Raw genomic sequence first — 12,463 nt, 5'->3', positions numbered from 1 at the left:
GGATACACCTTCAGGCTGGAGGTCTTTCCCCGAAGAGTGCCGAGCCAACCCGGACATGGGTTGAGCCAAACCGGATTGCCTCGGCAAAATCCGCGCTCATGCCCATGGAAAGATGGGGCAACCCGGCTTCACGTCCGAGTTTTGCCAGGAGCGCGAAATGCATCGCCGCTTCTTCGGATACCGGCGGAATACACATCAGCCCCGTTATTCGGAGCCCGAGATCATCCCGGCAGAAATGGCTGAAAGCAACAGCCTCGCGTGGGGAAATGCCGGATTTCTGTTCTTCTTCGCCGGTATTGACCTGAATGAGGCAGTCAAGAGCTCGGCCCTGCTTTTCCATTTCAGCTGCAAGCACGCGGGCCAGCTTTTCCCGATCCAGCGTCTCGATCACATCAAACAGCGCAACCGCTTCTGCCGCCTTGTTTGTCTGGAGCGGGCCAATGAGACGCAAAGACAGATCAGGGATGGTTTGCCGGCGGTGGGCCCAGCGCCCCTGGGCTTCCTGAACACGGTTTTCCCCAAATACCCTGAGGCCGGCATCGAGCGCGGCATCAATCCGGTCATCGGGCTGTTTCTTGGATACCGCCACAAGCGTGGTATCGTCGATGTGACGACCGGCAGAAAGGGCTGCCTTGCCCATTTCCTGCCGGATTTCCTTGATTGACTCTTCTATGCTGCGGTCCATGAACTTCATCTATCCTTTACGCTATAGCTGGAACGGTTTTCCGGTGTGACCAGCCTAGACTGCCTCATGAAAACTTGGAAGAGGCAAGCTCCTGTTCTTCAGATCAATTTGCTTTTTGTCGCGTCCGCTGGCATGCTCTGGCAAGAGCCTTTTTCGGGTTTACCCTGGGGGTAGTGGATTTGAAGTGCGAGAGGCCGAAATGTCAGCCAAACAAGACCCAGAGCATGTAATCGGTCTGGTTTATGTGCGGTTGCGTCAACCCTGGATGAAATCCGATACCGGCTGGATCTATAATCTTATGGCGGTGGCGCTCATCCTGCTGGCAGGGCTCATCAATTATGATGCCCGCGACAGCCAGTGGCAGGAATGGCAGGCGAATAAAACCGTCTTTTTCGCCGATGGCTCACCCCTGGTCAGCACCACCGATGCCGGGTACTTCCTTTCTTATGCCCGTGATTATCAGGAAGGAAAGTTTGATTTTAATCAATCCCGAAGCTGGCCTGACCATGCCGAAGAGCCATCCGAGGTTGATGGTGCTCTTGATATCCCTCTTCTCTCGGTGATTATCCGGCATCTCGCGGATGTGAAATATAACGGTGATCTTCTGATGGCGGGCAACGCCATGATCCCCCTTACGGCATTCCTGACCGCCATTGCCATTGGCCTCTGTTTCTGGGTCGCCGGGTTCCCGGCCGAAGGGGCAATTGCCGGGCTTGGTGCCGGGCTTTCCCATGCCTATTTCGTGCGCACATCAATCGGCCGGATCGATACCGACCAGCTCATTCTCTTTTTCATCTCCTTGATTTTAGGCGCGATCCTTCTTGCCTGCCGCCAGACAGACTGGCGACGGGGGATTTTCTTCATCCTCCTTGCAGCAGGACTGTTTCATCTCTTCCACTGGTGGTATGACCAGGGCCTTTTTGTGCTGATTTTCCCTCTTATAGTTTTTCTGGCTACTCTTTTCAGCCGTCTCAGCTTCAAATCGGCACTGATCTATACCGGTATCTTTATTCTTTTCATCAATCCTTTATCTTTTGCCAGCGCCGTTGAGCCCCAGATCTTTGGTTTTCTCGATCGCATTGGGCTTTATTCAGTAAATCTGGTTGAAACATCTGTGCTGGCTTTTCCTGATCCGTATGAAACGATCATCGAATTATCCGATATAAATTTTTTCAAGATGCTCGTTAATATTTTCGGATCTCCATGGATCGGGTTGGCCGGACTGGTGAGTTTCGGTATCTGGGCGGTAATATTTCCGGTTCAGGCCACAGTTTTTCTGCCTTTTCTGACAATCGGACTTTTTAGCAATATTATTGGCCAGCGTTTCGCTTTTTATGCCGCGCCGATACTATGGTTTGGCTTCGGTTGGATGATTTTATCTCTTTTGCGAATATTGAGGCAGATATTGAGGCAGAACACCCAAAATGATGAGAATTACACAACAAAAAGTCTTGCATCGTATCTGCCGGTTATCGGTATCGGGTTAGCCACCATATTGCTGGCTGCCATGTTGCAACTGGATATCGCGTATCATCGCGGCCTGAAATCACCAAATCCTTCGTTTCCTGCTCAAGTGGTAGAAGGTTTTACCAAGCTTGGCGCATATGATAACGGCCGCGGCGGAGTGATAGCATCCTGGTGGGATTATGGGTATCTAGGTCATTTCAAGAGCGGCCTGCCAACCCTTCATGATCCGGGAAATCAGCGCAGCCCCAGAGCATATATCATCGGCCGTGGGTTTGTGGATAAGAATCCAAATATGTTGATCAACGGCCTTAGATTTATTGCCCAAGAAGGAAATAAAGGCATCAAATCCAACAGCTCGTCACTCACGTTATTTGAAGCCGCTATTTCCTCAAGGCCGGATAACCCTCCTGATAAACCCATCTATATCGTTGTTACCGAAAAAATGGGGGGGTGGTTATATTCCATGGCCAGAAACGGGTTGCATGATCTGGAGCGGAATCAGGCACCTTCAACTGACCTGATGAATGAGCATGGATATTACAGGCTCAGATGTATCCAGTCATCTGAACATATTCTTGAATGTGGAGATAAAACCTTCAACCTCTTGAATGGAACCGTTGATAATGAACCTGTTCTGGCGCGGCTTGTTCAGACAGAGAACGGTTTTGGTCGGCAAAACCGTGATTATGGGAGACCGGGCTGGCATACAGTTCTCCTGGAAAAAGTCGATAACAGGGAAACACGCCTATTTCTCATTCCTAACCGGCACTGGATTTCCACCTTCAATCAGCTCTACCGGCTAGGATTATATGATCGAAACCGTCTTGAACTAATCATTGACCAGTACCCCGATTTTCGAGTTTATGAGGTTCTGCGATAAATACCTTTCCCAAAAGGTGGTCTGATAAATGCCTTTATCAATGAGAGTGCCCGGATCGCATAAATCGACAATGATTGATATCCAAGGAATTCAGCATCTTTCCGCCCAAGGCCAACACCAAAAAGCCATGGATGCTGCCAAGAAATTGTTAAAAAGCAATCCCAAAACTGAAGCTGTTCTTGCCCTCCATGCACGTATTCATCGTAATGCGGGAGAATTTGAACTGGCGTTGAAATCATATCTTCAGCTGCAAAAAACCAATCCTCAAAATGTCGATTACCTCTTTGGTGCTGCTCTTTGCCATAGCCAGATGGGTCAATTCTATTCTGCTGAACAACTCTATCTCAAACTAATCAAGATAAATCCGAAGGATTTCCGCTTCAGGATGAATCTTGGCGTTATTTATCGGCAGAAGCATGAATATGAAAAATCTGCAAACCAGCTAATCCTGGCATCCAGACTTAAACCAAATCATATCGATATAATGGATAATCTGGCCGTTACACTGTTCTGCCAGCAGCTTTTTGGCGAAGCACTAGAAATATATGATGAGATTTTTATCATTGATCCACATAATTTCAGATCCCTCAACAACAGGGGGATGGTGTATCTGCATCTTAATGAATTTGATAAAGCGAAATCAGATTTTGAAGCTTGCCTGAAATTATGTCCAACATATCAACTGGCGCTGAACAATTTGGGCCTTGTCTTTCTATATACGGGCTACGCTGACCAAGCGGAGGATCTGTTCCATCAAGCAATAGAAAACAACCCTTACGACTGTAAGAGCTATTTTAATCTTATCAGCCTGGGCGCCAGATCATCACCAAAAGCTGCGAAAGTATTTCATCAGCTCGAACAATTTTATGATAAACAAATACCTCTGTCCAGTATTGATCGGGGCCTTTTTGCCCTGGCTGACTTTCATCATGGTCAGGAAAACATCCAAAAAGCCTATCACTATTACCGCCAAGGCAACGATCAGGTTTCTCGACAACGACCCTATGATAATTATAAAACACGGCTAGAATTCAAACGGATCAAAGAGATCAGTCTGTCCTTGCCGGATATATCGCCAGCAACCAACACCGACGATAAGCGTATTTTCATTATCGGTATGCCCAGATCTGGCACTACGCTTCTTGAATCCATCCTTGCAAGCCACCCTGATATTGTGGCGGGGGATGAACTTCCCTATTTCAATGTCATTTGCAAACAAACATTATTGAATGCTCCGGATGCAGCTGAACATGTCAGCCCGTCAACGCTGGATGATATAGCCACGTTATATTGTGAAAAGACAGCATTTCTGTTCAAGGAAAATAACTGGGCGATTGATAAACTGCCTCACAATTTCAAATGGACGGCCGTCATCCTCAAGATTTTTCCAGATGCGAAAATACTTCATGTCCACCGAGATCCAATGGATAACTGCTGGTCTCTTTATCGGGCCAATTTTGAACAGAGCCACAATTACTGTTATTCCATGAAATCCCTTGGACAGTACTATGCTCATTATCAGAAATTGATGGCTTTTTTCACCGAAAAATTTGGCCGCCGTATCCTCTCGGTCAGCTATGATGAACTGGTCATGCAGCCGGAAGAGCTTAGCGCAGAAATCTTCAGTTATCTCGGTCTTGATGGCTACCAGTTTAAGGAAAGCGATCGGGGGAAAGACTATTTTTCCCGCACCGCAAGTGCAACACAGGTTCAACAGCCCATCAGCACCAGTTCACTCCAGGGTTGGCGGAAACACGAAGACTTTCTCAGCCCCCTGCTCGCGTCATTGCAAAAACACCAACACCGCCTCGGCCTGCCGGTTTATCAGGCCTGAGCGTTATTCCCAGCCCTGCCTTTTGAGAATTGGATCAAGCATTTTCCTAAGCGGGGCAAGATGGGTTTCATAGTGCCGCCATTCTTCTGAACTTTTGGTGTAGATCTTGCTACGTATCTGTGTGTTTGAAACAGTCCTGACGGCACGCTGGTTTTTTTCAATTTCAAGACAACTTTCCTGCCACTCAAGACCGAGATGCGACAACAGGTTTTCAATTTCTTCTCGCGGGTTCTCGGTGAGCCTGGCGTAGTCGACCGTGATGATATCGCCTGGATATTTCTCATACCAAAACTCCATGAGTTTATCATATTGCAAATAATATCTGCCGATATCATCCAGACTGTTGCTGTAGCTCATGCCTTCTGTCTGGAAAAAATACCTGAAATTGGAAAAGCATACCGCCATGGGATGCCTTTTGAGATGGATGATGCTGGCACCAGGAAAAATTGTCCGGATCAGCCCTATCCAGCGAAAATTCTGCGGCGTTTTGTCGGTGATGAACTGTTTTCCTTGACCCATACCTGAAATATTCTGCCGATAATAGGATCGAACATTTTTAAGCATTTGCCGGGTCAACTGATCTTTATCTGCGCAGAATTTCTCAACTCCTCGAGCCAAATGAACCAGCTCCCCTGCTGCATGGACCCTGCTATGACCTGAAAGAATCTGCTCAACAAGGGATGTGCCGGAACGGGGCATGCCGAGAATGAATACAAGTCCCGTGTCATTTTCGACACCAAATTCAGGCATGTTCTCAGCCCAGGTGCGAATGCGCTCAAAAATCACATCATCCTTTTCAGCGTGATACCCGATTTTCGCCTTGAACGCCAAATTGCCTTCTGCCCAATGTTCGAATGCCTCGTCGTAATTCCTGATATCCGAGCAAGCCTTTCCAAGCGCAAAATTCAGGAACACTTTCTCTTTTATGTCGGGATGGTGTTCACGAAGTCGCGCCCGCATCTGCTCAAGGTGGTGATCTTCGGCAGCATAGCGATGCACCCGGCTTAAGTGGTAATGTGCTTCGGCATGGCCAGGTTCACTTTTTATCGCCCGGCGGAACATTTCTTCGGCTTTTTCAAAATCACCCAGATTCTGATATGCCTGGCCTAGGTTGTCCATGGCCATTACATGATCTGGCTGCAACTCCAGCACTTTTTCGAATGATTTTATACATTCTTCCATATTATCCAGATCACTGAAAATACTTCCCCGGCCGTTATAGGCATGGGCATAATCCGGCTTTAGTTGAATTGCCTGATCGAACGCACGCAACGCGTCTTTGTGTTGGCCCTGGTTCCGCAAGGCATTGCCAAGATTGTTGAACCCTTCCGCCGAATCTGGACAGAGTCTCACCACGCGCTTGAAACATTCAACAGATGATTTGGTCAGCCCTGATTTTGCAAAGGCAACGCCCAGAATAGTGAAAACAACATGGTTTTTTGGATTGGCCTTGCTGAACGCTTTGGCATTTCTGACAATTTCATCAAATCTTCCTTGAAGATAAAGTTGCTTTAGTTGCTCTGGATCGGGTTTGTGTTGCATCAAAAAATTTCCTAATTTTTCGTAAATTTATATATTCATTCAAAGAATGTATATGAACTGATACAGGTGAAATACATCAAAGTGCGGCGTATATTCAGGCGTGTTGCAAAAATACAACAACCGGGATGAAAATATTCTGCACAGATTAATTATTAATTAATTTATTAAGATAATCTAATGTAAATAGAGATAGCCAATAACGGCGTATAACAACCCTAAGAGGATATAACCATGCGTAAGGTTCTTCTTGCTACTACGGCTCTCGCCACCATCGGTGGTGTTGCAGCTATTGCCAATGCTGACGTCTCCCTGAGTGGCGATCAGCAATGGCGCTATATCAGCCTGAGTGACGACAACAACGCTGATAACTCAGATAGTGACTTCACTGCAGAAACAAATGTTTACATCGCCTTTTCCACCACAACCGATAACGGTCTGACTTTCTCCATGTCACAGAGTTTTGATGAAGACGGGGTAACAGAAAACACCTCTAGCATCAGCGGTGACTTCGGCACCATCTCCTTCGTTGATGGAAGCACTACTGCCCACGCAGCATCTGACTTCGACGTAACATCTGTTGGTATCGCTGGTGGCCATGGTGATGCGGGTATGGTTGGGTATGCTGGTACATCTGGTACTACCACCATCTCAGGTGTTCAGTATAACGAAGCCCTCATCCGTGATCCCGATGGTGGCGGCGTGCTGCGCTACCACAGCCCATCCTTTGGTGGCTTGACCTTCGGTGTTAGCTTCGGGCACCTTGAGGACGGCGATGACAACACCTCAACTTCCTATGGTGCGATGTATTCAGGTTCCATGGGTGATATTGGCTACAAAATCGGTGTTGCATCCTACGATGGCCAAGGATCTTCCGAAGATGGCCAGCATATTGGTGCCAACATCACCTATGGTGACATGACGTTCGGTATTGGTAGCTCTTCCAACAAGACTTCTGCGACAAGCAAACAGGAAGACCTGTCCTACAGTGTTAACTATAAGATGAACTCTGATCTTACCCTGAACATTGGTCGTGCGACTTCTGAAAACGACAATGGTGGTACAAAGCTTGAGGCTAACAACACCTCCATCGGTGTTGCTTACACTATCGCACCTGGTCTGACTGCTACGCTGAACTCTCACAACTTTGAGTACAAGTCTGGTGGTAGTGTTGCCAACGACGGTCAGGCAATCCAGTCTGAAATCAAGATGTCCTGGTAATTCCTGCAATTATCGATCAGGCAAAGGGGAGCTTCGGCTCCCCTTTGTTTTTCACAAATTTTTGATGGCCAGTGGCGTATTGCCATTATGATCCCCTCATTGGACCAATTTTATCATTGGCCTTTGCCTAAATCAGGGGTAGAAAAGACATAAGATACAGCCAATGTGCATATGGAAACATTGAGGCAGAGCCAATGAAGACGCGTTCCTTATTCAGCAAAATCTTGATCACGGTCATGCTGATAGTGCTGACAGCCTGTTCATACCTGCCCCAACCAACGTCATCAGAGACACAAATTGAAAAAAATAAAAAAGCCAATGATCCAGGCTCTTTCTTTACCGGCAGAAGCACAAGCGGCATAAACCTAACCGATGTCTTGAATCCCAAAGCCGGTGACGGGGCGATGCCGGTGAATGCGCTTCTGTGGCGGGCCTCGCTTGAGACGGTTTCCGTCATGCCCCTTTCAAGCGTCGACACTTTCGGCGGGACGATCATCACCGAATGGTACATGCAGCCCGATGACACAACAACGCGGATCAAGGTTGCGATCTTCATCCTCGACCAAGAGTTGAGATCCGATGCCATCCGGGTTGAAGTCTATGTCCAGCACCGTTCGGATGGCGCAACGGACTGGCAGGATGATGGCCGTGATCGTGAACTTGCCATCAAGCTTGAGGATCTCATCCTCACCAGAGCAAGAGAAATCCGTTCAGCCGGCGTTCTTGAAACAAACTGACCTTATTCTGATACCGAGCATCCACCATGAGACGACTCGACGCCCCCAGCATTGAGCATAAATGGCAAAAACGCTGGCAGGAGGAAGGCTGTTTTGCCGCCAGCATCGACAGCAGCAAGCCGAAATACTACGTGCTGGAAATGTTTCCCTATCCTTCGGGCAGAATCCATATGGGCCATGTCCGCAACTACACGCTTGGGGATGTGGTGGCGCGGACGAAACGTGCCCGCGGTTTCAACGTGCTTCATCCGATGGGATGGGATGCGTTTGGACTGCCGGCGGAAAACGCCGCCATCGAACGCGGGGTGCATCCGGCGAAATGGACCAGGGAAAACATCGCCGGAATGCGGGATCAGCTCAAAAGCATGGGCCTCTCATATGACTGGAGCCGCGAGTTTGCCACCTGCGATCCGGAATATTACCGATTTGAGCAGAAAATGTTCCTTGATTTCCTCAAAGCCGGCCTAGCCTACAAGAAAGAGAGCTGGGTCAACTGGGATCCGGTGGAAAATACGGTGCTTGCCAATGAACAGGTGGTGGATGGCTGCGGCTGGCGATCCGGTGCGCCGGTAGAACGCCGCCTCCTTTCCCAATGGTTTCTGAAAATCACGGCCTTTGCCGAAGATCTTCTCGACGCGATCGAAACGCTTGATCGCTGGCCGGAACGCGTCCGCATCATGCAGCATAACTGGATCGGCCGGTCCGAGGGAGCGCGGGTGCGCTTTGCTGTAACCGGTGCCCCTGTTGCTGGTCATGATCATATCGAGGTATTCACCACCCGGCCCGATACGCTCTTTGGTGCATCTTTTCTGGCGATCGCTGCCAATCACCCGATGGCGCTTGCAATGGCTGAGACCAATACGGATCTTGCCGCTTTCATCGAAGACTGCAACCGCATGGGGACATCCCAGGCGACGATTGAAGCCGCTGAAAAGAAAGGCTTTGATACCGGCCTTACCGTGGAGCATCCCTTTGATCCCGAAATCGAGCTTCCTGTTCATGTTGCCAATTTTGTCCTGATGGAATACGGAACCGGCGCCATTTTCGGCTGCCCGGCCCATGACCAGCGTGACCTTGATTTCGCCAATGCCTACGGCTTGCCGGTGCGTCCGGTTGTTCTCCCCAAAGGTGAGGATGCCGATACATTCAGGATCAGCGATACCGCCTTTACCGATGAGGGCAAGATTTACAATTCGGGCTTTCTTGACGGGCTTTCCGTTGAAGAGGGCATCGGTGCGGCAATCGCCCGCCTTGAAGAGCTAAATCAGGGCAAGGGCGAGACAACCTGGCGTATCAGGGACTGGGGTGTTTCACGCCAGCGGTACTGGGGTTGCCCCATTCCGGTTATTCACTGCCCGGATTGTGGCCTTGTGCCGGTGCCTGACGATCAGCTTCCCGTGACCCTGCCTGAAGATGTCCGTTTTGACAAACCTGGCAATCCCATCGCCCATCACCCCACCTGGAAGCATACGACCTGTCCGGATTGCGGCGGTGACGCGGAACGCGAGACCGACACGTTTGACACGTTCTTTGAAAGTTCCTGGTATTTCCTGCGTTTCGCCGATCCGGACCCGGAGATTGCCTTCTCCCGCAAGGCCATGGAATACTGGCTTCCTGTTGATCAGTATATCGGCGGTGTTGAGCATGCGGTTCTCCATCTTCTCTATTCACGGTTCTTCACCCGGGCGCTTTCAGCTTGCGGGTATCTTGATCTGGATGAGCCGTTCGATGGCATGATGACACAAGGTATGGTCTGCCACCAGACTTTCCGCAGCAAAGACGGGCAGTGGCTTTTCCCGACCGAAGTTGAACGCAAAGGGGAAGATACATGGATCACCCGTGATGGCGATGAACCCGTCACGCCCGGGCGAATCGAGAAGATGAGCAAATCCAAACGCAACGTTATTGATCCGGAAAACATTATTTCGGTCTATGGGGCAGATACAGCCCGGCTCTTCATGATGTCGGATTCGCCACCTGAACGTGACATGGAGTGGACAAGCGCCGGGGTGGAAGGAGCCTCTCGCTTCATCCAGAAAGTCTGGCGGATGAGTCTCCTTGATGAGGCCGATGCATTGCCGATGGCGCCTCTTGGTGCGTCCATGCCTGCAGAACTCGACGAAGCGGCCAGAACCTGTATTACCGAAACCCACCGGACCATTGCCCAATTTTCCGAAGACATCGACCGCTTTCGCTTCAATCGTTGTGTTGCCGGGCTTTACACCCTTGCCAATACCATCAGCGCAACCAGGGGCGTCAGCGAAAGCCAGAACTGGGCACGGCGCTTTGCCGTGGAAACGCTGGCCAAACTGCTGGCCCCAATCGCCCCGCATATTGCCGAAGAAATCTGGGCGAACCTTGGCCATGGGGACATGCTCGCAACCCTGCCGTGGCCGGAGGCTGATCCGGTATGGCTCAAGCAAGATACGATCAATATCGCGGTCCAGGTGAACGGCAAGTTGCGCGGCACAATCGAACTTGCGCCGGACAGCGAGGATCAGCTTGCCGAAGAAATGGCGCTTGCATTACCCGCCGTTCAGAAGATACTGGAAGGACAACCCCCAAGGAAAGTGATCGTGGTCAAGAACAGGATTGTCAATGTTGTGGCTTAGGCAGATCAGTGCCTGCCTGATGCTGGTTGCTGTTGCGGCCTGTTCAGCAAACTCTGTTGATGGCAACACCACACCTGCAAGCCAGCTTGATCCAAGACTTGGCCAGATCCGTATTGAGATAGCAAGCGAACGAATAGAGCAGATCTACCGGCAACGCCTTGAACGTCTCTTTGCGCGAAGTGAACGGGGTGAGGGCAGGTATACGCTTTCGGTCAAGATGTCGACCTCCTATCCCACCGACGCGGTGGAGATGACGGCAAGTATCACGTTTTATGACCAGAAAGAAGGTCGTGATCTGATGAATACGTCGTTTAAAACCTCTGCTTCTGTTGGGGCGGTTGCTTCGCTCTTTGGGTCTGAAGAAGCCAAGGCAAACGCCCGTGAGCGTCTTGCCGCCAGCCTTGCCGAGAAAACCTACCACCGGCTCTTTCTCTATTTCAGCCAGAATGATGGCAGCGATGGATCATGAAGATCAGCGGCCGCGGCATTGATGCGTTTCTAGCCAATCCCCCCCGTGATGTTGCCGCTGTTCTGCTCTATGGACATGATCAGGGTCTTATCAGGGAGCGTGCGGAAAAACTCTGTCATCTTGCGGTTGAAGATATTCAGGACCCTTTTTCAACAACGCAGCTGGACGCCACGGAAATTGCCAAAGACCCCTCTCTACTGATCGATAGCGCCGCGGCGATGCCGGCTTTCGGCGGCATGCGGCTGGTCAGGGCGCATCTGGTGACCGGCACCTGCCTTGAGGCCTGCCGAAACCTTCTTGAAACCCCGCCTGCCGAAAGCCTCACGGTCCTGACCGGCTCGGATGAGCTCAACACACGTTCGGCTCTGGTAAAACTCTTTGAGAGTTCGGATCGGGCGGCGGCCATCGGGTGTTATCCGGATACGGCCCAATCTTTAGGTCAGGTCGCGCAGGAAGCTTTTGATGCGCATTCCATCCAGGTGGATCGGGATGTGATGGGGTTTATCACAGATCATCTCGGCGCTGATCGCATGGCAAGCCGCAGTGAGATCGACAAGCTTGTCCTGCTGGCTGGAGAAGGTGGACGTCTTGGTCTTGATGATGTGCGCCTCGCTCTCGGGGATGGAGCTTCCGTGACAACCAGCGATATCATCCACGCCGCCGCGGACGGGAATATCAAAAAATTGAGCCAGGGGCTTGATCGCGCCCAGGCCGAGGCCATTGCAGGAGAGCGGATCCTGCGTACGGGCATCGGCTATTTTCATCGTCTCTTCCGGATTGCGGCCGCGATGGAGGAAGGCCGAAGCCGGGAAGATGCGATCAAATCCGTGCGGCCACCTGTCTTCTTCTCCGAACGGCCCAAGATCGAAGGACATCTGCGGCGGTGGAACGCCCAGCGCTGCCGCCGCGCCATAGACCGGCTCAACACCGCCGAGCTTCAATCCAGGCAAGGTATCGATGCCCATATCGCCTGTGGCCAGGCTCTGTTTTCGCTTGCGCTGGCGGCGCGGCGTTGAACA

The 12,463-nt window shown here is 50.6% G+C and carries 10 protein-coding genes; 7 read left to right on the top strand and 3 right to left on the bottom strand.

Annotated features, from left to right (window positions below):
* Positions 1 to 10: 10 nt before the first annotated feature.
* Positions 11 to 685 carry a YggS family pyridoxal phosphate-dependent enzyme gene (locus tag AB8880_12030; GenBank protein ID XDZ65635.1) on the bottom strand — a complete coding sequence of 225 codons (675 nt, stop codon included), beginning with the start codon at positions 683 to 685 and terminating at the stop codon, positions 11 to 13.
* Between the two features lie 199 nt (positions 686 to 884).
* Here AB8880_12030 and AB8880_12025 point away from each other — a divergent pair, with 199 nt between their 5' ends.
* Positions 885 to 3,032 carry a hypothetical protein gene (locus AB8880_12025; protein ID XDZ65634.1) on the top strand — a complete coding sequence of 716 codons (2,148 nt, stop codon included), beginning with the start codon at positions 885 to 887 and terminating at the stop codon, positions 3,030 to 3,032.
* 70 nt (positions 3,033 to 3,102) lie between these two features.
* Complete coding sequence (locus AB8880_12020; protein ID XDZ65633.1) at positions 3,103 to 4,866, top strand: sulfotransferase; 1,764 nt, start codon at positions 3,103 to 3,105, stop codon at positions 4,864 to 4,866.
* A 3-nt stretch (positions 4,867 to 4,869) separates the two neighbouring features.
* Here the strand turns inward: AB8880_12020 and AB8880_12015 are convergent, their stop codons facing one another.
* A complete protein-coding gene (locus AB8880_12015) occupies positions 4,870 to 6,408 on the bottom strand; it encodes a sulfotransferase (protein XDZ65632.1) in 1,539 nt (512 codons plus the stop codon).
* 231 nt (positions 6,409 to 6,639) lie between these two features.
* Here AB8880_12015 and AB8880_12010 point away from each other — a divergent pair, with 231 nt between their 5' ends.
* On the top strand, positions 6,640 to 7,626 hold the full coding sequence (locus tag AB8880_12010) for a porin (protein XDZ65631.1): 987 nt from the start codon (positions 6,640 to 6,642) through the stop codon (positions 7,624 to 7,626).
* A 127-nt stretch (positions 7,627 to 7,753) separates the two neighbouring features.
* On the opposite strand, the gene AB8880_12005 is transcribed toward AB8880_12010, so the two are convergent.
* Positions 7,754 to 8,083: a hypothetical protein gene (locus AB8880_12005; GenBank protein XDZ65630.1), complete on the bottom strand. Its 330-nt coding sequence runs from the start codon at positions 8,081 to 8,083 to the stop codon at positions 7,754 to 7,756.
* On the opposite strand from AB8880_12005, the gene AB8880_12000 reads away from it, so the two are divergent.
* From AB8880_12000 to holA, 4 genes are read left to right on the top strand one after another with little or no spacing between them, the layout of a single operon-like run.
* Entirely contained in the window at positions 8,082 to 8,363 is a 282-nt protein-coding gene (locus tag AB8880_12000; GenBank protein XDZ65629.1) for a DUF3576 domain-containing protein, read from the top strand. The genes AB8880_12005 and AB8880_12000 overlap by 2 nt on opposite strands.
* A 26-nt stretch (positions 8,364 to 8,389) precedes the next feature.
* Complete coding sequence (leuS, locus tag AB8880_11995) at positions 8,390 to 10,975, top strand: leucine--tRNA ligase (GenBank protein XDZ65628.1); 2,586 nt, start codon at positions 8,390 to 8,392, stop codon at positions 10,973 to 10,975.
* Positions 10,962 to 11,444, top strand: coding sequence for a hypothetical protein (locus tag AB8880_11990; GenBank protein ID XDZ65627.1), 483 nt, complete (start codon positions 10,962 to 10,964; stop codon positions 11,442 to 11,444). Before leuS ends, AB8880_11990 begins: the two co-directional genes overlap by 14 nt.
* On the top strand, positions 11,441 to 12,460 hold the full coding sequence (gene holA / locus AB8880_11985; protein ID XDZ65626.1) for a DNA polymerase III subunit delta: 1,020 nt from the start codon (positions 11,441 to 11,443) through the stop codon (positions 12,458 to 12,460). The genes AB8880_11990 and holA overlap by 4 nt, the downstream gene beginning before the upstream one ends.
* The last annotated feature ends 3 nt before the right edge of the window (positions 12,461 to 12,463 follow it).

Source organism: Alphaproteobacteria bacterium LSUCC0684 (assembly GCA_041228335.1).
Taxonomy (GTDB): domain Bacteria; phylum Pseudomonadota; class Alphaproteobacteria; order Puniceispirillales; family UBA1172.
Note: the sequence above shows the minus strand (reverse complement) of the source record. Positions and strands in the feature narration are given on the sequence as shown.